At 60.2% G+C, this 20899-nt stretch carries 20 protein-coding genes and 1 pseudogene; 6 read left to right on the forward strand and 15 right to left on the reverse strand.

The window, feature by feature from the left end; genetic code table 11:
• The 4 genes and pseudogenes from AC1D17_RS17095 to AC1D17_RS17110 all read right to left on the reverse strand — a co-directional run.
• Positions 1-173, reverse strand: a pseudogene (locus tag AC1D17_RS17095) (3-deoxy-8-phosphooctulonate synthase); the annotation flags it as partial.
• Complete coding sequence (locus tag AC1D17_RS17100; protein ID WP_477566563.1) at positions 173-1066, reverse strand: VOC family protein; 894 nt, start codon at positions 1064-1066, stop codon at positions 173-175. The gene AC1D17_RS17100 and the pseudogene AC1D17_RS17095, both read right to left, overlap by 1 nt.
• 140 nt (positions 1067-1206) lie before the next feature.
• On the reverse strand, positions 1207-1947 hold the full coding sequence (locus tag AC1D17_RS17105) for an SDR family oxidoreductase (RefSeq protein ID WP_477566564.1): 741 nt from the start codon (positions 1945-1947) through the stop codon (positions 1207-1209).
• Positions 1948-1980: 33 nt separating this feature from the next.
• On the reverse strand, positions 1981-2745 hold the full coding sequence (locus AC1D17_RS17110) for an SDR family oxidoreductase (RefSeq protein WP_477566565.1): 765 nt from the start codon (positions 2743-2745) through the stop codon (positions 1981-1983).
• Positions 2746-2882: 137 nt separating this feature from the next.
• On the opposite strand from AC1D17_RS17110, the gene AC1D17_RS17115 reads away from it, so the two are divergent.
• A complete protein-coding gene (locus AC1D17_RS17115; protein ID WP_477566566.1) occupies positions 2883-3794 on the forward strand; it encodes a LysR family transcriptional regulator in 912 nt (303 codons plus the stop codon).
• A gap of 8 nt (positions 3795-3802) precedes the next feature.
• On the opposite strand, the gene AC1D17_RS17120 is transcribed toward AC1D17_RS17115, so the two are convergent.
• The 3 genes from AC1D17_RS17120 to AC1D17_RS17130 all read right to left on the reverse strand — a co-directional run bounded on the left by AC1D17_RS17120 (position 3803) and on the right by AC1D17_RS17130 (position 6889).
• Positions 3803-4375, reverse strand: a complete 573-nt coding sequence (locus AC1D17_RS17120) for a transglycosylase SLT domain-containing protein (protein ID WP_477566567.1) — start codon at positions 4373-4375, stop codon at positions 3803-3805.
• An 81-nt stretch (positions 4376-4456) separates the two neighbouring features.
• Positions 4457-6196 carry a glycoside hydrolase family protein gene (locus tag AC1D17_RS17125; protein WP_477566568.1) on the reverse strand — a complete coding sequence of 580 codons (1740 nt, stop codon included), beginning with the start codon at positions 6194-6196 and terminating at the stop codon, positions 4457-4459.
• 207 nt (positions 6197-6403) lie between these two features.
• Positions 6404-6889: an Lrp/AsnC family transcriptional regulator gene (locus AC1D17_RS17130; RefSeq protein WP_477566569.1), complete on the reverse strand. Its 486-nt coding sequence runs from the start codon at positions 6887-6889 to the stop codon at positions 6404-6406.
• A gap of 105 nt (positions 6890-6994) precedes the next feature.
• Here AC1D17_RS17130 and AC1D17_RS17135 point away from each other — a divergent pair, with 105 nt between their 5' ends.
• Complete coding sequence (locus AC1D17_RS17135; protein WP_477566570.1) at positions 6995-8215, forward strand: diaminopropionate ammonia-lyase; 1221 nt, start codon at positions 6995-6997, stop codon at positions 8213-8215.
• Complete coding sequence (locus tag AC1D17_RS17140; protein WP_477566571.1) at positions 8216-9379, forward strand: M20 aminoacylase family protein; 1164 nt, start codon at positions 8216-8218, stop codon at positions 9377-9379. It begins immediately after the preceding gene.
• Between the two features lie 103 nt (positions 9380-9482).
• Here the strand turns inward: AC1D17_RS17140 and AC1D17_RS17145 are convergent, their stop codons facing one another.
• The 3 genes from AC1D17_RS17145 to tpiA all read right to left on the reverse strand — a co-directional run bounded on the left by AC1D17_RS17145 (position 9483) and on the right by tpiA (position 12743).
• Positions 9483-11111, reverse strand: a complete 1629-nt coding sequence (locus AC1D17_RS17145; RefSeq protein ID WP_477566572.1) for a CTP synthase — start codon at positions 11109-11111, stop codon at positions 9483-9485.
• 153 nt (positions 11112-11264) lie between these two features.
• Positions 11265-11693: a preprotein translocase subunit SecG gene (gene secG / locus AC1D17_RS17150; RefSeq protein WP_477566573.1), complete on the reverse strand. Its 429-nt coding sequence runs from the start codon at positions 11691-11693 to the stop codon at positions 11265-11267.
• Positions 11694-11972: 279 nt separating this feature from the next.
• The gene (gene tpiA / locus AC1D17_RS17155; RefSeq protein ID WP_477566574.1) at positions 11973-12743 is read right to left on the reverse strand and encodes a triose-phosphate isomerase; all 771 of its coding nucleotides are present in this window, start codon (positions 12741-12743) and stop codon (positions 11973-11975) included.
• A 180-nt stretch (positions 12744-12923) separates the two neighbouring features.
• Here tpiA and AC1D17_RS17160 point away from each other — a divergent pair, with 180 nt between their 5' ends.
• From AC1D17_RS17160 to AC1D17_RS17170, 3 genes are all read left to right on the forward strand, one after another.
• Positions 12924-13487: a cytochrome b gene (locus AC1D17_RS17160; protein ID WP_477566575.1), complete on the forward strand. Its 564-nt coding sequence runs from the start codon at positions 12924-12926 to the stop codon at positions 13485-13487.
• A 61-nt stretch (positions 13488-13548) separates the two neighbouring features.
• Positions 13549-14145: a YceI family protein gene (locus AC1D17_RS17165; protein WP_477566576.1), complete on the forward strand. Its 597-nt coding sequence runs from the start codon at positions 13549-13551 to the stop codon at positions 14143-14145.
• 295 nt (positions 14146-14440) lie between these two features.
• Positions 14441-14917 carry an OmpA family protein gene (locus tag AC1D17_RS17170; protein ID WP_477566577.1) on the forward strand — a complete coding sequence of 159 codons (477 nt, stop codon included), beginning with the start codon at positions 14441-14443 and terminating at the stop codon, positions 14915-14917.
• Between the two features lie 64 nt (positions 14918-14981).
• Here AC1D17_RS17170 and AC1D17_RS17175 read toward each other — a convergent pair whose 3' ends face one another.
• From AC1D17_RS17175 to AC1D17_RS17195, 5 genes are all read right to left on the reverse strand, one after another.
• Entirely contained in the window at positions 14982-16448 is a 1467-nt protein-coding gene (locus tag AC1D17_RS17175) for an aspartate aminotransferase family protein (RefSeq protein WP_477566578.1), read from the reverse strand.
• Positions 16449-16465: 17 nt separating this feature from the next.
• Entirely contained in the window at positions 16466-17476 is a 1011-nt protein-coding gene (locus AC1D17_RS17180; RefSeq protein ID WP_477566579.1) for an NAD-dependent epimerase/dehydratase family protein, read from the reverse strand.
• Entirely contained in the window at positions 17473-17928 is a 456-nt protein-coding gene (locus AC1D17_RS17185; protein WP_477566580.1) for an EamA family transporter, read from the reverse strand. The genes AC1D17_RS17180 and AC1D17_RS17185 overlap by 4 nt, the downstream gene beginning before the upstream one ends.
• A 94-nt stretch (positions 17929-18022) precedes the next feature.
• Entirely contained in the window at positions 18023-19345 is a 1323-nt protein-coding gene (locus AC1D17_RS17190) for an FAD-binding oxidoreductase (protein WP_477566581.1), read from the reverse strand.
• Positions 19342-20784, reverse strand: coding sequence for a UbiA family prenyltransferase (locus tag AC1D17_RS17195; protein ID WP_477566582.1), 1443 nt, complete (start codon positions 20782-20784; stop codon positions 19342-19344). The genes AC1D17_RS17190 and AC1D17_RS17195 overlap by 4 nt, the downstream gene beginning before the upstream one ends.
• Positions 20785-20899 lie beyond the last annotated feature (115 nt).

Here is a 20899-nt window from a genome sequence, read left to right on the forward strand (position 1 = left end):
TAGCCAAGGTCGAGCGACTTGCAGAGTTCAACCATCTTGCCGGCGATCATGAAGGCGTGGTCACGGCTCTCCATCTGGCAGGGACCGGCGATCAAAGACAGCTTCTGGCTATTGGAAAACACCACCTGATTGGCGCCGCTGCCGGCCACCACGTTTGCATTGGTCTGCATGATTATTCTCCGAATGCGAAGATGACGCCCTGCCCCGGGGCTTCCGGAACGATCAGGCGACTGTCTTTTCTGATGAAGGACACTGCGTTGGCAGTAAGAAGATGCTCGGTCGCGGCCAGATCGGCAACCTTGAAGACGACGGCCCGGCCGCGCAGGCCGCGCGAATGACCCGGCGTCTTCCTGTCGAAAAACCCGGACATGCCGGCCTGGTTGAGGACGGAAATTTTCACGCCATTGCGCGTTTCAATATCCATGCCGAAGGAATGCGCCGACACTTCGCGCTCATCGACCACTTCCTGCAGGATATACTGGAAATCGGTCGGGTTCGGCTCCGACAGAACCACCTCGGCCAAACCCGTTGCACCATTGGCGTGGGTCTCCAGCACCGAGCGGTCCGACGGCAGCGGCATGATGCGCTGACAGCTGAAAAAGAGGAAATCCGGTGCGCGCAGATCGGCAGCGAATGCCAGGCGAAAGCTGCCGGAAGCCTCAGACCCATCCGGCAGTTTCATCGGCCGCGAGAATTCCAGCATATCGCCTGCCGAAATGCCCTTTTCGCGAAAACGCGCATGGTCGGCAGTTGCGTCATCGGTGCTCAACACGACGGCCGAAAAGCCATCCTGGCCACGGCGAAACCGGTAGGCCTGATCGCGGGCGACGAAGATATTGCCGCCGAGTGCGGCTGCTTCGCATTCCTCGCGCTGGGCGACGCCTAAAGGCTCAAGATAGGTCTTGTCGGAAAAGAACACGCAGGCGTTTTCGGTTCCGAAGGGATGAAGCGCATCCGCAGCGACGGTAAAGCCGAGCTGTTGCAGCCGATTGCGGGCAGTTGCGAGATCGCCGACCGGCAGGACCAGATGGTCGAGCAGACGGGGGGTACGGGAGGCAGCGCTCATGAATTTCCCTGAAACTGGTCGTTGGCAGGTGCTTTGCCCGTTTTGACCGTGGATTTCAAGGAAATGTTGAACCGGCAACTTTATGCCGATTGCAAAACGCATGGCCCGATGTCGAAACACCGGGCCATGCGCATCATCGATCAGAGATTGCTCATGCCGCCGTCGATAACAAGCTCGCTGCCGACTGTGTACGTCGATTCGTCGGAGGCGAGGAAAACCACGGCCTTGGCAATTTCACTTGGATTGCCAAATCGGCCGGCGGGAATCTTGGCCGCCGCCATGGCGTCGGTGTCTGCGGCAGACATCCCGAGCTTGCCGTAGAGCGGGGTTGCGACCGGACCGGGGCTGACGGCATTGACGCGAATGCCGCGGCCGATCAATTCTCCGGACAACGTCTTGGCGAAGGACAGCAAGGCAGCCTTGGTCAGCGCGTAGACACTGGTGTTCGGCATGCCGATATGAGCGTTGATCGAGGTGTTGAGCACGATCGAGGCGGGATTGGCCAAGATCGGCAGAAGCGCCTGAATCAGGAAGAATGGGCCTTTGACATTGATGGCGACCGAGCGGTCGAAAGCCTCCTCGTCGAACTGTTCGATCGGGCGGAAATCGGCGGCACCGGCGTTGACGAACAGGATGTCGAGATGGCCGAAGGCGTTCCGGATAGCGTCCGCGACCACCTTCTGTCCGGCGGCATCGCCGGCATTGGCCTGGATGACAAGAGCCTTGTCGCCGAGTTCGGCGCGGGCGGTTTCGATGGTTGCCGGGTTGGTGCCGGTGACCGCAACGCGGGCGCCTTCGGCGATGAACTGGCGGGCCGTTTCAAGACCGATGCCGCTGGTGCCGCCGGTGATCAGGGCTGTCTTGTTTTGCAAGCGTGACATGGTGAAATTCCTTGTTTGTGTTCTGTAGAGGGTTCAAGTGCGGGTGATCGAGGCGCCGCCATCGACGAGGGACGCGGTGCCGGTGACGAAAGCGGAATCGTCGGATGCAAGGTAAAGAACCGACCGTGCAAGCTCCTGGGATGTTGCGACACGCTTCAGGGCATGCAGGTTGGTGATGAAGGACTGCGATTCCGGCGTGTTGTTCATTTCGCGGTACATCGATGTATCGACGGCACCGGGCAGGATAGCATTGACGCGCACGCCCTGCGGGCCGTATTCGGCGGCAAGCGCCTGGGTCAGACCGATCAGGCCCGCCTTCGAGGCGGCATAGGCGGCGACCCCGGGGAACGCAAAGCTGTAGCCGACGAAAGTCGAGGTAAAGATAACCGAGCCCGCACCATGCTTGGCCATTTCGGCGATCTGGTGCTTGGCGCCGAGAAACGAACCGGTGAGGTTGATGGCGATCGCATCGTTCCAACCCTGTTCGGAGACACCGGTCGAGGGGCCCGCCTCGCCGAGTGTTCCGGCGTTGTTGAAGGCGACATCGAGGCGGCCGTATTTTTCGACGGCCAGCGCGACAAGCGCCTTGGCGTAATCTTCCGAGCGGACATCACCGGCAAGGGCGACGGCATCGCCGCCATCGGCCTTGATTTCGGCGACCAGTTCATCGAGCTCGCTCTGGCGGCGGGCGCCGACGACGACCCTTGCGCCTTCGGCTGCGAACAGCTTTGCGGTGGCGCGGCCAATGCCGGCGCTGGCACCGGTGACGATTGCGACTTTGTTGGACAGGCGTTCCATGATTTCCTCTTTGGCAGAGCGGTTGAGGTGCCGTATTGGCCGCCTCTTCATGCCGTTTGCTTGAGGGCAATATGGCTTTCTTTGATCGTTCTGTTTAGTCTGTAAATCATGGAACTCGCATCCGGGAAAACCGAACAATGATGAAGCTTGACGGCATTGCCAGTTTTGTCGCGGTGGCCGAAAGCGGCTCGATCAGCGAGGCGGCGCGGCGGCTTCGACTGTCGAAGTCGGTGGTCAGCGAAAGGCTTGCAGAACTGGAGCGCAGCCTTGGCGCCGGACTGCTGCATCGCACCACCCGCAAGCTTACCCTGACCGAGGACGGCATAGCATTTCTGGAGCGCGCCAATCGCATCGTGCAGGAGGTCGAGGAAGCAGCCGCCGACATGGCCGAGCGGCGCGGCACGATCTCCGGGCCATTGCGCATCTCCGCGCCGGTCACATTCGGCCGCATGCATCTGGGGCCGGCGCTCTATCCGTTCCTGGCCGAACATCCGAACCTGCAACTGACGCTCGATCTCGACGACCGGCGCGTCGATGCCGCGGCCGACGGTTACGACGCCGTGGTGCGCAACGGCCCGATCGCCGATTCACGGCTGATGGCCTGGCGACTGGCGCCGAGCCGGCGTGTGCTTGTCGCTTCGCCCGCCTATCTCAGGGATAACGGCAAGCCGGCATCCATCGAGGAACTCGAACAGCACCGCGGCATCTTCTATACCAACCGCGGCGTTGCCGACTGGCGTTTTCCAAGTATCGGCGGCACCGTCATCGTGCGTGGCAGGATGGGCCTTGGCCTCAACAACGGCGACATGCTGCGTGACGCCGCTATCGCCGGCCTCGGTATCGCGCTCATTCCCATGTTCATCGTTGGCGCAGCGGTGGCGGCCGGCGAACTCGAGATGATCGACATCGGCGTTCAGCCGGAGCTCGAATATATCCACATCGCCCATCCGGACGGACGGCGGCCGTCCGTCAAGCTGAGGGCGCTGGCCGATCATCTGCGGGCCGCATTCGGTGCGCCGCCCTATTGGGACCCGGCATTTTCAAATTAAGGACGGCCTCAGTCGCAGGAGCGCAACTGCCTGGCGTAGGTATTGGCGATGTTTGCCGAACGCTGGGCGGCTTTCTGCAATTGCGTGTTGCCCCGCCACGCACCCTTCCTGTAGCCGGCATCCCCCAGATAATAAGCCAGATAGAGACTGTAGGCGTCGTTGCGGGCGATGCCGTTCTTCTTACTGTTTTTATTGTGGTACCAGGCAACGAAATGGATCGCGTCGGAGAATTTTGTCCGCCGCGCCATCAAGTGGCCGGTTGAGCGCTTGTATTCCGACCAGGTACCGTTCAGCGCCTGCGAGAAGCCATAGGCGGTCGATTGCCGTTTCCACGGGATGAAGCCGAACAGTTTGGTGCGGGGCGGCCGGGCATTCGGCCGGAAGCCGGATTCGGTGTAGATCGTTGCCATCAGGATCGGCACGGGAACGCCATATTCGCGCTCCGCGTGGTTTGCGGCGCGTTGCCAGTTGTTGAACCATCCGTCACGCTGTTCGAAAATCGCGCAGGCATTCCGTGTGTCTCTTGGTGCACTCGCACAGCCGGCCAGAAGCAGAAGGGCGACGATAAACGCAATACGCATCGCTTGAGATCTCTCACTTTCAGAGAGATTACTAACCGGTAAACGTTAAAGAGACGTTTTTAGACAAATCGCAGCCGCCGCCTAACCCGGTTTCGGCTGAGATCCGGCGGCAGAAATCGACAATTTCAGCGCAAAGATGCGGCCTGACGTTACGTAACCTGGCTCCGCCTCAAGACGCGCCGAACGGACCGGCTCGAACCCTTCGATGCGTTTCGTCCCCGCCCAGCGGCCATGATCGGCGAACACCTCGATGGACCCCGCATCGAGAAAAACCCTGAGGCTGGAGGGGCGAGCCCCGCGGGCGATATAGCGCGGCACGGTTTCAACGCCCGCCACCGCATAGAGGATGGACAATCCCTCCTGATCGAGTTGCAGCGCCAGATCGACGTCAGGGTGATCGAAGTGAAGCACGAACGGCGCGCCGGGCCAGGACAGGTCCAGCACGATCTCGACCGCCCCGGTTTGCAAACTGACCATTTCGCCAACAACAAGCCTTGCTTCGTCGATCATTCCATTGCGCAGGTTGTCGACCGCCGGAACCGGCGGCGTCAGGACTGCACCATCCTGAAGAAGAAGCATCCTCGGCAGCGTCATCGCGGTCGGAAAATCGATCGTGTGGGAGACATCGGCCCAATTGGCGAGCCAGCCGATGCCGATGGGTGTTCCGCCATCGACAAAAGCCTGAAAGGCATAATTGTCGGTACCAAAATCGAGTTCCTGCTCGAAATCCGTCAAAAAACGGACACCGTCAAAGTGCCCGACCGCAATGAGCGTCAGGTTCTTGCGCCCGGTATCGGCATGCGTGCTGTTCATCAGGCCGTAGATCAGGGCCCAATGCGTCTCAGGTTCGTCCGCCGGGCCATCCAGCGGCAGCAGGCAGGGACACTCGATCACTGCCGTGCCGAACCGCTCCTCCAAAAGCAGCGTACCGGTGAAGCGCCAGCCACTGGCGGCAGTGGGATCGTCGGTCTCATAAAGAAGGATGACGCCACCTTGATGGCTGAGGCTGCCAAGCACCATTTTCCACAGCCCATCCGGCCCTTTGACGACATAAGGATCGCGAAAATCAAGCGTCAGGCCAAGACCCGCCGGGCGACCCGGAAGAATGACCTGGGCCTGGCTCGCCGTGATGATGTTGTGCGAGGTTGCGGTCAGTTGGACCTGGGTTTCGGGCGTGCGGTCGATGATCTGCTCGGTGAAGAAGACGCGGATGCCGCCCTCATTGTCGATGGGGATGGCAGAGCCGGAAAAGGCTCCGCCCCGCCGGTCCGGCCGGGCCGTCAGATCTTCGGAGGGAAACAGGAAGATCGGCATGTGATGCCAGTGGATGTAATCTTCGGACACCGCATGCCCCCAATGCATCGTGTTCCAGCGAAGACCGTGGGAATAATGCTGGTAGAACAGATGCGGACGGCCTGCGAAACGGCCAAAGCCGTTGGGATCGTTCATCCAGCCGAACGGTGGGCGGAAATGATAGCCATTCGGCACGGGCGCCGGAGCATTGGCGGCGCTGGTATGCATGACGGTAATGCCCTTTTCCATCACCTCAGCCGCGTTGAAGAAATAGGCGACGGAAACCGCTGTGGTCGCCGTGTCGTAGACGCAGGAAAGATTGCCGCCGCTGGTGGCGACGAATGTGCGGAACACATATTCCTGCGAATTGCTGACCGAGACTTCGCCGATCTTGTCGCCGCCAAGCACGAAGGCCACCGCCCCCGGTCTTTCCGGCGCCGTCGCCTTCAGCCAGACATGCAGCGTTGCGCTTACCGGCACTTGAGCCTGCAGCACCCGCAGTGTCTCCGGCAAGATATCGTTCGCCATTCTCCGTTCCTTCCCGCAGTGCGCAGCGGCCATTCCGGAGGAAAAACCAGTCCGTGCCGAAAGCCACTCCAGCGACCTAGTGCCGGAAGACGGGATGTAAAGGAGACGACCTGACACCGAAGACGGACGAAACGTGCACCACACGCCGGCTCCTTTGCGGATACGCTCACGCTTCATGCCGGAAACGAACCTTCAATATGTGTCCGCTCACTCGCCAACAGAGACGCTCAATCCCACCTTCACCCGATCCATCGCGACGAATGTCCGGAAGCGCTTTACGTTGTTGTTGCCGAAAAACAGGCGTCGCGTTAGCGCTTCATAGTCCGCCATCGAGGGGACGACGATCACGAGAACGAAATCCGCCTCGCCGGTCACATAGTAGCATTGCTGGATTTCGGGCGCGCCGGCGAAGGCCCGCTTGGCTTCTTCGATCCTGTCAGCCGTTTCACTGATCACCTCCACTTCGACGAAAATGGTAATCGACTGGCCGACCGACGCGGGTTCGACGACGGCGACATTGGCCTTGATGACGCCGTTCTCCTCCATGCGTTTGATCCGCCGCTGGACAGCAGGCGCCGAGAGATTAACGGCCTCTCCGATCTGCCTTTGCGGGGTGGTGTTGTCCCGCTGGAGGATTTCGAGAATTTTCCGGTCGTAGGCATCCAGCCGCTGAAAGGTGGTCAACTTCGCCAAAACACTGCCTCCACGAAACAAACTTGCAAATAGCTATTCAATATTCAGCGCAATTTTCGTCATCGTTGCAATATCATTGTGCGCAGATAGTCAAATGAGGCCGACATGTTCCTGCACAACAACACACCCGAATATGGCACCCCGATGCTGGACATCGACGCAGCGACACTTGGCGTCGAGGCAGCCGTTGAAGTCGAACACTTCCTGACTTTCCGTGACAACCATGCGCCTACTCCCCTGGTATCGCTGTCCACCTTGGCATCGCGCCTTGGCGTCGCGTCCATCCACATCAAGGATGAGGGCCATCGCCTCGGGCTTTGCAGTTTCAAGGCATTGGGCGGCTCCTATGCCGTTATCCGGCTTGTGCTCGAAGCCGCGGAAAAAGCGCTCGGCCGGGCTGTCGACGTGCAGGAGCTGCACGCCCCGGAGGTCAGGCGGGTCGCCCGGGCGATGACGGTTGCCTGCGCCACCGATGGCAATCACGGCCGTTCCGTCGCGCAAGGGGCACAACTCGTTGGCGCGAAAGCCGCAATCTTCGTGCATGCCGGCGTCAGCGACGAGCGGGTCGCCGCCATCGCCCGGTTCGGTGCGGAAATGATCCGGGTTGATGGCACCTACGACGATTCGGTGCGTGAAGCCGCGCGCGTCGCCGGCGAGCGGGGCTGGACGATCGTATCCGACACCTCCTGGCCGGGCTATGAGCGAATTCCAGGTCTTGTGATGCAGGGCTATACCGCCTTGGTTCGCGAAGCGCTGCGCCAAATGCCGGAGCGGCCGACCCACATTTTTGTCCAGTCCGGTGTCGGCGGCATAGCGGCGGCCGTCGCGGGGTTCATGGCGGCCGAATTTGGCGGCAACCGGCCGAAATTCATCGTGGTCGATCCCGCCCGTGCGGCATGTCTTTTCGAAAGCGCCAAGGCCGGCCATGCCGTCAGGATTGCGCATGGTGAACCGACCGTCATGGCCATGCTGGAATGCTATGAACCGTCGCTCGTCGCCTGGCGCATCTTGTCGCGCGTTGCCGACGGGTTCATGACAGTGGATGACGCGGATGCGGTGTCAGCGATGAAGGCCCTTGCGACCCCCTTGAAGGGCGATCCTGCCATCGTGGCGGGAGAGAGCGGTTGCGTTGGTCTTGCGGCGCTGATCAAGGCCACCTCCGATCCTGCGATCAAGGCGGCGCTCGGTTTGGATGAAGGATCCCGTGTTTTCCTGATCAACACCGAGGGTGCCACCGATCCGGAGAAATATGGGGAACTCGTCGGCGCAACGCCCCAGGAAGTCCTGGCAGGAATTGTTTCCCACTGCGCCGCAGAGGAGAAGTAGATGACAATTGATCTGCAAGACCTGCACCGCGATATGACAGCCTGGCGGCACGACCTGCACGCCCATCCGGAATTCGGTTTCGAAGAAAAAAGAACCTCGTCCTTCGTTGCCGCCAAGCTTCGGGAATTCAATCTCGACGGCGTGGCGGAAGGTGTCGGCGGCACAGGTGTCGTCGGCACGCTGAAGCGCGGAACAGGCAATCGGGCGATTGCGCTACGCGCCGACATGGATGCGTTGAGGATCAATGAGCAGGGCGATCACGCCCACCGTTCTCAAAATCCCGGCGTCATGCATGCCTGCGGCCACGACGGGCACACGGCCATGCTTCTCGGCGCGGCCAGATTTTTGGCGGAGGAAGGCGGCTTCGACGGAACGGTACACTTCATTTTCCAGCCCGCAGAGGAATGGGGCAAAGGTGCTCTCGCCATGCTGGACGATGGATTGCTGCAGCGTTTTCCGTTCGAGGAAATCTACGGCCTGCACAACTTGCCGGGCCTGCCGGTCGGCCACTTTGAGACCCGTGCCGGAGCCATCATGTCGGCCGAGGACAATTTCGAGATTGTCCTGAAAGGTGTGGGCGGTCATGCAGCGCGCCCTCATTGGGGAAACGAAGTGCTCGTTGCCGCATGCGCACTCGTGACCAGTCTGCAGACCATCGTCTCCAGACGGCTGAGCCCCACCGATGTCGGTGTCGTATCCGTTACCGAACTGATCACTGACGGAACCCGCAACGCCCTGCCCGGCTTGGCGCGAATCCTCGGCGATGCGCGCAGCTTTCATCCGAAGATCAGCTCGACGATTGAAAAGCAGATGAGAACCATCGCCGAGGGAATAGCACTGGCGTACAATGTCACGGCGGAAGTGACCTATACGCGCGAATTCATCCCCCTTCTCAACGACGCGATCCTTGTAGAAGAAGCATTTGCCGCGGCGCGGACTGTCCTCGACGCCGGGGAAGTCCGCGTTGCGGACGAACCGATGACCGGGTCCGAGGACTTCGCTCGCTTTCTGCAACACGTGCCGGGCGTCTTCGCCTTCGTCGGCAACGGCCGGGACTCCGCACCGCTGCACAACCCCCAATTCGATTTCAACGATCATGGCCTTCTGCATGGCGCAAGGGTTCATGCCGCCATCGTGCGGCAACGCCTGCCGCTGTCTGCATGACGATGAAAAACCCGCTCACAACGGCCTGTTGTAAGCGGGTTCAGCGTTGAACGGGGTACATATGCGATCAGCGGCCGGCGTTATGACCGGCCCTTAGCGATCGTCAGACCAGCCGGCTCTGCTCGACGGCGGCCTCGATGAAGCTTGCAAACAGCGGATGCGGGTCGAGCGGACGGCTCTTCAGTTCCGGGTGATATTGGACACCGATAAACCACGGATGATCCGGGTATTCGACCGTTTCCGGCAGGACGCCGTCCGGCGACATGCCGGAGAATTCCAGGCCGCAAGCTTCCAGGCGATCCTTGTAATCGACATTCACTTCGTAGCGATGACGGTGACGCTCGGAAATCTCGGTCGAACCGTAGATATCGGCAATCTTGGTGCCCTTCTTCAGGCTGGCCTTGTAGGCGCCCAGGCGCATGGTGCCGCCGAGATCGCCGGACGCCGCGCGCTTCTCCAGCGCATTGCCCTTCACCCATTCGGTCATCAGGCCAACGACAGGCTCTTCCGTCTTGCCGAATTCGGTCGACGAGGCCTTTTCGATGCCGGCGAGATTGCGGGCCGCTTCGACGACCGCCATCTGCATGCCGAAGCAGATGCCGAAATACGGCACCTTGCGTTCGCGGGCAAAACGAACGGCTTGAATCTTGCCTTCGGAACCGCGCTCGCCAAACCCGCCGGGGACGAGAATGCCGTTGACCTTTTCGAGGTAGGGCGACGGGTCTTCCTTTTCGAAGACCTCGGATTCGATCCACTCAAGCTTGACCTTGATGCGGTTGGCGATGCCGCCGTGATAGAGCGCCTCGATCAGCGATTTGTAGGCATCCTTGAGGCCCGTATACTTGCCGACGATGGCGATGGTCACCTCGCCCTCCGGCGTGCTGATGCGGTTGGCGACATCAAGCCAGTTTTCGATACGCGGTGCCGGCGCCGGCTCAATGCCGAACGCGGCCAGAACCTCGTTGTCGAGGCCTTCCTTGTGATAGGCGATCGGCACGTCGTAGATCGAGGCGACATCGAGCGCCTGGATGACGGCCGACGGGCGGACGTTGCAGAACAGCGACAGCTTGCGGCGTTCGGCTTCCGGGATTTCGCGGTCGGCGCGCACGAGCAGGATATCGGGATGGATACCGAGCGCCTGCAGTTCCTTGACGGAATGCTGGGTCGGCTTGGTCTTCAACTCGCCGGCCGCCGCGATATACGGCATCAGCGTCAGGTGAAGATAGATTGCGGTGCCGCGGGGCAGATCGTTCTTGAGCTGGCGGATCGCCTCCATGAACGGCATCGCCTCGATATCGCCGACCGTGCCGCCGATCTCGCAGATGACGAAGTCGAAATCGTCATTGCCTTCGGTGACGAAATTCTTGATCTCGTTGGTGACGTGCGGGATGACCTGGACGGTGGCGCCGAGATAATCGCCGCGGCGTTCCTTGTCGATGATGTTCTTGTAGATGCGGCCGGTGGTGATGTTGTCGGTCTTGGTCGCCGAGCGGCCGGTAAAGCGCTCGTAGTGACCGAGGTCGAGGTCCGTCTCCGCGCCATCATCCGTCACGAACACTTCGCCGTGCTGCGTCGGGCTCATGGTGCCCGGATCGACGTTCAGATAGGGGTCAAGTTTGCGAAGCCGCACCCGGTATCCCCGGGCCTGCAGCAACGCTCCGAGAGCAGCTGCGGCGATCCCTTTTCCAAGGGAAGATACCACGCCGCCAGTGATGAATACATATCGCGCCATGGGCTTCACCGGATACCGTTTCAAAAATGATTCCGCCACCGAAAAATTCATCTTTCAGAATTTTTCCGTTCAAAAGTGTCAGGTGGCAGAATTCAAACAAAAGAAAACCGGCGGAAGACTGGCTTCCGCCGGCGATTATATCTGCTGCCGGCCTTACTGGCCGCTTGGAACGTCCGAACCGGACGTCGCCGGCTTTGTTTCGGTCGTTGCGGGGGTCTGCGTAGCCGGGGTCTGGGTGTTGGCACCGGACTGTGCGGGCGTCTCGCCAGCAGGCGGGGTGGCGCCGCCGCCGAGCGAATCAAGCACGCCCTTGCCGTTGTTCGTCGTGCCGGGGATACGGTCGAGAACGTCGGTCGCATTCGGCTGGTAGCGGGCCAGAATGCCCATGCCGAGCGCCAGGACGAAGAACAGGGCTGCGAGGATCGCGGTGGTGCGGGTCAGCGCATTGGCCGTGCCGCGGGCGGACATGAAGCCCGAACCGCCGCCGATGCCCAGGCCGCCGCCTTCGGAACGCTGAATGAGCACGACGCCGATCAGCGCCAGCACAACCATGAGATAGATGACAAGCAATACGGTCTGCATTTTGTCCAGTCCTGCCTTAGATCACGGCTTGCCCGGCTTCTCAGAAAGCCAAAGACAGACACGCGATCGAGTGATCGTCCGACATGGGAGACGCGACGAAATTGCAACGCAAGTTTCAGCGTCCGCTCCACGCGGCAAAGATTATTGTTGCGGCTGCATATACCAAGCCACCGCGCATTAAAAGCCCCTACAGCGCCGCGCGTCGAATATGACACGCGAAAGGCGCTGCAGCACTTTGAAGATGCTGCATAATTATACAGCAGCCGCCGAGCGGCAGGCTTAGGCCGTCAATTCTTCATACGCCCGGTAGATGGCGAGAAAATCGTCGGCTTTCAAGCTTGCTCCACCAATCAGCGCGCCATCGACATTGGCAACGCCCATCAATTCCTTGGCATTGCCCGGCTTGACCGATCCGCCATAGAGAATGCGCATCCTGGCGCCGGCCGGGCCAAAGCGTGCAACCAGTTGCGAACGCTGGAAGGCATGGGCTTCCTCGACGTCTGCTGCCGTCGGCGTCAGGCCGGTGCCGATTGCCCAGACAGGCTCGTAGGCGATGACGGTGTTTTCAGCGGTGGCGCTGTCGGGAACAGAGCCGGCGAGCTGGCGCTTCAACACATCCAGCGTCTGGCCGGCCTTGCGCTCGTCGCCGGTCTCGCCGACGCAGATGATGGCGATCAGGTCGGCTGCATAGGCAGCCTCGGTCTTGGCGCGCACGAGGGCGTCGGTTTCCTTGTGGTCGGTACGGCGCTCGGAGTGGCCAACGATCACGTGGGTCCCGAAGCAGTCGGCGACCATCTCGGCGGAGATGTCGCCCGTATGGGCGCCGGAGACTTTTTCGTGGCAATCTTGCGCGCCGATCAGAAGCGGGCTGTCATCGCAGAGCGCCGTTGCCACATAGAGCAGCGTCGCCGGTGGGCAGATCAGCGTTTCGACCTTTTGCGAAAGACTACCCTTGACGCCTTCCGCCATCGCCTTGATTTGATCGAGCGAAGCCCGCAAACCATTCATCTTCCAGTTTCCGGCAACAAGCGGTTTTACGTCGGGCGTCATGTCGTCTCCTCAAGGGTATGTCCTTTTCCCGGCAAAGGCCCTAGCAAATAAGCCGGGCAAAGAAAAGCGGGACGGCCGCGCGACCAGGCCCGGTATCGTAACCGTGATGGCCGAAAGGCTTGTTCGCATCCTGCGAAAGAGCGATGATTCGATACGAGTTTTGGCAATCGGAGAATAGTGATGTTGCGCAACGGGGCTGACGCATTCGGGTGGGTTACCATCTTCCTTCACTGGACCATTGCCGTTCTGATCGCAGGACTCTTGGTGCTCGGCTATATCATGACCCGGCCGGACATAGACCCGGTGCTGCAGTTCAATCTCTTCCAGTGGCACAAGTCCTTCGGCTTCACCGTGCTTGCCCTTTCGGCGATCCGGATCCTCTGGTGGCTGGCAGGCAGACATCCGGCACCGGTTGCCGGCCTCTCGACACTTGAAAAACAGGCGAGCTCCCTCGTCCACATCCTGCTTGCCTGCCTGACGCTTGCGGTGCCGGTCACGGGATGGGCGCTCGCCTCGACTTCGACGCTGAACATTCCGAGTTTCTTTTTCGATCTCGTCGTCATCCCGCATCTGCCGCTGGAGAAATCCGTGGCCGCGGAAACCACGTGGACAACAGCCCATGCGGTGTTCGCCTACAGCCTCGGCGCGCTGGCGCTGCTGCATGCGGGCGCAGCCTTCCACCACCACTTCATCCGCCGTGACGCTGTGCTTGTGCGCATGCTGCGCGGCCGGCGTGACGGCTAGGAATATTCCTGCAGCATTGAGCGTCCTACGAGGCGAACCAAGCACCGGGAAGGACCCAGACATGTCCGCACGTTTACTAACGATCACAGCCGCATTGATGACGCTTGCGGGTTACGCCTTGCATGCATCCCCGTCCGAAGCCAGGGCACCGAGCCTCGACGAGGCCGCCGGCCGCTACGACATCAACGCATCCTCACAGATCAATTTTTCGGTCGGCCAAGTCGGTGGTGGTGGCGGTATTTCCGGAAAATTCGCAAAATTCTCTGGCACGTTCCAACTGGATGGCAATGACATCCGCCGGTCTGTCGTCGAATTCGCGTTGTACCCGGAGGCCGTCCAGACCGGCGAACCCCGTATCGAAAACTTCCTGCGCTCCAGCGCCGTCTTCGATAGCGCGAACCACCCGAAAATCGTCTTCCGCTCAACGAAGATCACCCAGACGGGCGACGACACGGCCCGAATTGAGGGCAAACTGACGGCAAAAGGCACGACCAGAACCGAACATTTCGACGCGAAACTGACGAAATGGAACCGGAGTGTCATCAGCTTTCACATCCAGGGCGGCGTCTACCGCACGCGCTACGACATGTCAGTCGGAATACCGATCTATTCCAACATCGTGCAATTCGACATGTTCGTGAACGGACAAAAACACTAAAGCGTGTTGCGATCTTTCAGATGCTTCTGGCGCTTTAGGTCTTTGATTTTATGCATGTCGCGCAATACCGCTGCACGCTATTGCGCGACATGCCTTAGCCACTCCGGTTGAGCCGCATTCCTCCAAATCCACCACTGTTCCTGCGGGAACATGCCAGCAACCCGGTTGAGGGCAATGATGCTTCAACTTGTTTCATGGCCTGGGGATCCGGGGCGGATAGATGCGGTATGCTTTTCTCAAATCTCTGGTTTTAAGTCTCGGCCTGCTTCCGGTAGCGGCGAGCGCACAGGAAATATTGACCACGGCCACACCGGACTTGCTGGTCCGCTCGCTCGACCCCGTGCTGGTGCAAAAGGAGAAAACCCGCGGATTGAAGATTACCGGCGCCAAGGATCTGGCGCTGATCAACAGCTATGGCGACAAGGTTGCAGCGACCGTCAACCTCGCGGTCAATTTTCACTTCGGCTCCGCCGAACTGACCCCGCAGGCGCAGCGTCTTCTCGACAGCGTTGGCGTAGCGCTTCAATCCAGCGACCTTGCGTCCTACCGGTTCCTGATCGGCGGCCATACGGATGCGGCCGGCACCGACGATGAAAATCTCGATCTCAGCCGGGCGCGCGCCGCCGCAACGATACGATATCTGCTCACGCACTACAGAATAGAACCGCGGCGGCTGGTTTTGCGCGCGTTCGGCGAAACCGCCCTGCTGTTTCCGGCCGATCCAGAGGATGGCCGCAATCGCAGGGTCGAGATTTCGACACTCAAACAATAGCGCCACGGGCTGCTGCAGGGCACGGCGCGTGCGGCACCCTGCCCTTTCGAGTGTCTGGAGACGATCAGCCGATCTGACTGCCGACGAAATCCTTGACGATGCGGATGATGCCGCGGCCCAGCAGGTCATCGAGCGCATCGGCGAACTGGTCGACATGCTGGCGTTCGCAGATCAGCGGCGGCTCGAGCCGGATGACGTTGCGATTGTATTCCGTGAAGGCAACCAGCGTATCGTAGTCACGCAAGAGAAGCGCGCCGATGAAGCCAGACAGCGATCCCTTCAGCTTGTCGTCGAGAACCGACACGACCGGACGCAGGACCATCGGCAGGGTCTGGCTGAAATCCTGGAATTCGAGACCAACCATAAGGCCCTGGCCACGAACATCCTTGATGATCTTCGGATATTTGGCCTTGAGCACATTCAGCCGTTCGAGCAGATAGTCTCCCTGCACGGCGGCGTTCTCGATCAGGTCCTCGTCATACATGATGTTGAGACCCTCGATCGCGGTGATGCAGGCCTCGCCGATGCCGCCAAATGTGGCGTGGGCGTGGATCATCGCCGTCGCCTTGGTACCATAAGCCTTCATGTAGACGTCGCGCCTGGCGATCATCGCGGCCATGGCCGACTTGCCGCCGCCAAGCGATTTGGCGAGCGCCGTCACGTCCGGAACCACGCCTGCATGTTCGAAGGCGAAGAAGCGGCCCGAACGGCCCATGCCGCACTGGACCTCGTCGGCGACCCAGATGACCCCATGCTTGTCGCAGAGCGCGCGCACCTCGCGCCAGAATTCCGGTGAAGCCTGGACGATGCCGCCGCCGCCCTGGATGGTTTCCAGAACCAGCACGCCGATCGACGGATCGCGCTCAAAAGCGTTGCGGATGGCATCGATATCGCCGAACGGTACCTTGACGTTGTTATCGAGCAGCTTGAACTCGCCGCGATAGAGCGGACCGTCGGTAATCGACAGAACGCCCTTGGTCTTTCCGTGGAAGGAATTTTCGGCATAGACAATGCGCGGACGCTTCGGACCAGCGGCACGTTCGGCGACCTTGAGGGCGGCCTCCATGGCTTCCGAACCGGAGGAACCGAGGAAGACCATGTCGAGATCACCAGGCGCGATCGTCGCAAGGTTCCTGGCGAGTGCTGCCGCATATTGCGACAGGAACGCGATTGCAATCTCGTGACGGTTCTCGTCCTGGAATTTCTTACGCGCCGACAGGATGCGGGGATGGTTGTGGCCAAAGGCGAGCGAACCGAAACCGCCGAAGAAATCGAGAATCTTGCGGCCATTCTGGTCGGTATAGTACATGCCTTCGGCACTTTCGACCTTCACCTTGTTGAAGCCGAGCAGCTTCATGAAATGAAGTTGCCCGGGGTTCAGGTGGTCCTTGAAGAACGCCGTCATGTCGGCAAGGCTCATGGCCTTTGCCTGTTCAACGGTGATGAGGTCCGGCTTGCGGATACCGCCAGCAAGAACAGGGGCATCAGGGCCGGCCGCGTCAATGGCGACGCGTTGCGTTTTGTCGAGCATTGTCGTGATCCCCTGGTTCATTCGGCCGGTACGGCAGATGCTTGTGCGAAGGTCTTGCCGGCCTTCTTGGCGCGATATTCGTCATAGGCTGCGATCAGCATGGCGCCGTCGTTATACCGCGCCTTCCAGCCAAGCTCCTTCTTGAGCTTGCCGGTTTCGCGGATGCACATCTCGTCGGCGATCAGGTACTGTTCCGGGTCCATGATCGGCAGATTGACAAAATCGAAAGCGGCGAGCGTTGTCTTGACGGCGAAAGCGGGCGTCGGCAACAGGAGCGACTTCGAGCCGGCATGGACGATCAGGTCGCCCAGCAGTTTCTTCACCGAAGGCGGATTGTCGGAGCCCAGATTGTAGGCCTCGTTCGGCACGCCGCCCTTCCAGGCCAGGCGTGCGGCTTCTGCGCAGTCGAACACCGAAATAAACTGGTAGGGGTTCTTGCCCGAACCGATCATCGGCACCGGCAGGTTGGCGTCGATCAGCTTGAACAGCTTTTCCAGAATGCCGAGACGGCCGGGACCAATGATCAGGCGCGGGCGAAAAATCGAGATGTTCATGCCTTGCCTGCGCCATTCGCCAGCAAGCTGCTCGGTTGCCCATTTCGACTTTCCGTATTCGCCGAGCGGCTTGGCCGGATGAGCTTCGGTCTGCGGCGACATGATCGTGTGGCCGTAGATCATGTCGGTGGTGAACTGCACGAGCCGGTTGGCGCCGGACTTTGCCGTCGCCTTCATGATGTTTTCGGCGCCGTAATAGTTGACCGGCCAGAAGAACTGCCAGCGCTTGGAGCGCACCTGCAATGGCGACAGCATCTTGGCCGCCATGTTGTAGACCATGTCGTCGGGGCCAATTTCGACCTTCATCACCTCGTCCGCATCGGTGACATCACAATGGACGAACCGGGCGCGAGCGTAGTGCGGCAGGTCGGACTTGACGATATCGGCAACCAGGACCTCTTCACCGTCCTGCACCAGACGTTCGGCCAGGTGCCGGCCGACGAAACCGTCACCGCCGAAAATGATATGCTTCATGATGCGCTCCCGATTTTTGCTGTTTTTGCGCCCGTAGCTTCAAGCAAAGGCTGATCCTCGTGCGAGGACATGCCAGCCCCAGACAGGCCGGATTGGGCGATGAGAATGGTTCCGACGCAGATGAAGCCGATGCCGGCGATGCGCCAGGCATTCAGATCCTCGTGGAAGACGAAATAGGCAAAGACGGCCACCGCCACATAGGCGAGGCTCAGAAATGGATAGGCGAAGGAGAGTTCCACCTTCGAAAGCACGTAGAGATGCGACACCATCGAAATGACGAAGGTCGCAAGTCCGGCAAAGACCCAAGGGTTGAAAACCACCTGGAAAATTCGGGCAATGAAAGTATCAGCCGTGAAGCTCAACGGTCCAAGTGAAATCATACCCTGCTTGAGCATGACTTGTGCCGCCGCGTTGGTCAGTACGGTGAAGAGAATGAATACAATATACTTCATGCCTGTGTCCCCTGTTCCCGTCCCGATCCCTACATGCAAGAGCCGCATATTCCGTGAAATTCCCGCGTTTATTTAATTCAAATTGCCGCTATTCTCATTTTGGCAAAGCCAAGGCCGTCCTGTTCCAGAAGTTCGACACCATCGCCGGATCGCGCAGCTCTTCCAGCTTGCGCCAGTGTGGGAACGAGGATTCAAAGGTTTGCGGGCTCATCCGGGCGTCCTTGTAAGGATTGACGGCGCCACCGGCCTCGATGACCATCGCATCGAGCCTGTCGAGAAGCTTAAGGGTCTGTTCACCCTGATTGGCGAAATCCAGCGTCAGGGTGAATCCCGGCCTCGGGAAGGACAAAAGCCCTCCCGATTTCTGCTCGCCGAATTTCTTCAGCACGGTGAGAAAAGAGGCATGCCCCGCCTTGCGGGCCGCCTCCATCAGGCGTCCCGTCAACACCCGCGCATTGTCTGACGGATAGACGCTCTGGTGCTGATAGAGCCCCTTTGGTCCATAAAGCCTGTTCCAGTGGCCGATCGCATCCAGCGGATGGAAATAGCCCGGCCATTTGACGGTCTTGACCGTTTCTCCCGGCTTTTCCTTGCGGAAATACAGTTCGTTGAATGCCTTCAGCGTCACCCCGTTCAAGAGATTGAACGGCGGCGCAAACGGCACAGACAACCTCCTCGCGCGCGGTATGTCGGGAAACTCGCAGGAGGCATCGGCGTGATCTCCTGCAAAAAGGACGCCCCTGCCCGCCCGCCTGCCGGTCGCCAGCTGATCGATCCATGCGACGGAATATTCATGTTCGCCGTCCACGGTTTCGACCATCCCGAAATAATCGCCCAGGCTGTCGAAACGGATGGCATGCTGCTGGATATGGGCGGACGGTACCTTCATCAGCTGCAAGTCAACCGACAGGATCAGCCCTGTCAGGCCCATGCCGCCGATAGTGGCATAGAACAAGTCGCGGTTTTCCGTCGCCGAACAGGTCAAAAGCTCACCGCTGGAACGCAGCAATGTCAGGCTAAGCACATGCTTGCCGAAAGTGCCGCGCGCGTGATGGTTCTTGCCGTGAACGTCGTTTGCAACGGCACCGGCGATGGTGACCGAAGCGGTTCCCGGCGTCACCGGCAGGAAAAACCGGTGCGGGATTGCCTGCTCAAGCACGGAGCGAAGCGTCACGCCGGCGTCGCAGGAGACAATTCCGGTTCCCGGATCAAAGCCGAGAATACGGGTGCGCATGCGGCTGTCGATCAGCTTGCCCTGATCGTTATGGCAGCTGTCGCCATAGGACCGCCCGTTGCCGAACGGCAGGAACGCGCCAGCCGCCGCATTCTCGCGCAGGTTCTCATAGGCATCGGGCGATACGGACTGCCGGGGGCGGCAATCGATCCGGCCCCAGCTGTCAAACTCTCCAGCGGTCATGGCGAACCCAGTGTGCCGGCAAGCACAAGCGACGCACCGATGGCCATGGTGACGAGACTGCGCCAATCGCGCATGATGAACACCACCGGATCCTCATGCAGCATGCCGCGGCGTGCCAGCATCCAGATTCTGAGCAGCATGTAGAGGACCAGCGGGCAGAGCGGCCACAATGCCCAGGGCAGCGTGTACATCTCCTGCATTTCCTTGCTGTGAATATAGAGCGCCAGAACCAGTGCCGAGGCAAAGGCGGAGGAGACGCCGGCCTGTCCGACCATCTCGAAATCGACGGCCATGTAACCGCGGCCCGGCACCTGGTTGCCGTCACGCCCGTTGTAATCGTCGAGCTCGACGTAGCGCTTGACGAGTGCCAGGCTGAGGAAAAAGAAGATCGAGAACGACAAAAGCCAGAACGACAGCTCCGTGCCGGTCGCTGCCGAACCGGCGACGATCCGGACCGTGTAAAGCCCGGCCAGCGTGAAGACATCCACCAACAGCTTGCGCTTGAGCACGAAGGTATAGGCGGTGGTGGCCAACGCATAGAAGCTAAGGACAAGCGCAAAATCATAAGGCAGCGCGGCCGTCAGCGACAATGAGGCGATGAGCAGGCAAAGCGCGATCAGCAGCCCCATCGGCACCGACATCTGGCCGCTTGCCAGGGGCCTGTTGCGCTTGGTCGGATGGCGGCGGTCATTGGTGAGGTCCGACAGGTCGTTGATGACGTAGACGGCCGAGGCAAGAAAGCTGAAAGCGAAGAAGGCAAGCAGGACGTTGATCACTGCATCCATGTGCAGGATATCGTGATTGAGCACCATCGGCACGCCGATCAGCACGTTCTTTGCCCATTGGTGCACGCGGATCGATTTCAACGCCGCAAGGCGGCTGATCCTGCCGGTATCGAGCCGTTCGGCGTCATGCGCGCGGCGCCATTTTTCAGCCGCCGCGTCCGGTGCCACGACAATGGCCTTGCGCGCCGCATCGAAGACCGGCACGTCATCGCGGCTATTGCCCATATAATCGAAACCGCCCTCACCGAACTGTTCGGTCAGCTTATCCCGCTTGCGGCGGCTGGTGAGGTTGATTTCTGTGGTGCTGTGCAGGACGGAGGAAAAAACGCCGGTATGGGCCGCGACCCCGAGCGCCACGCTTTCGGCGGCGCCTGTGACAAGGATGACCTGCCTGCCTGTTTCGCGCTCGCGTGTCAGACGCTTGAGCACCGCCTCGCGATAGGGCCAGTCTGCCGCCTGGCGTCCCGAGCGCGCGGCAACCTCGTATTTCAGCCGCGCCTTGCCCTTCGACATCCAGAAAAGGACTGCAAACACCATCAGCGGATTGCGCAGAAGAATGATCGCCACGCCCTCCCAGAGCGTGTCGGCGGCAAGCAATGTGCCGTCGAGATCGACGCACAGCGGAATATGCTGCGCTTCTGTCCGAGCATCCATAAGATCAAACCCCGAGAATATATGCCCGGGACAGTCCCACGATCAGCTTTCGAAAAAGCAAACAACGCTCGCCCTGGCGTTTCAAACCGCCGCGTTGGTTAATGAATCCCCGATA

The sequence above is a fragment of the Pararhizobium sp. P1_E7 genome (assembly GCF_056405855.1).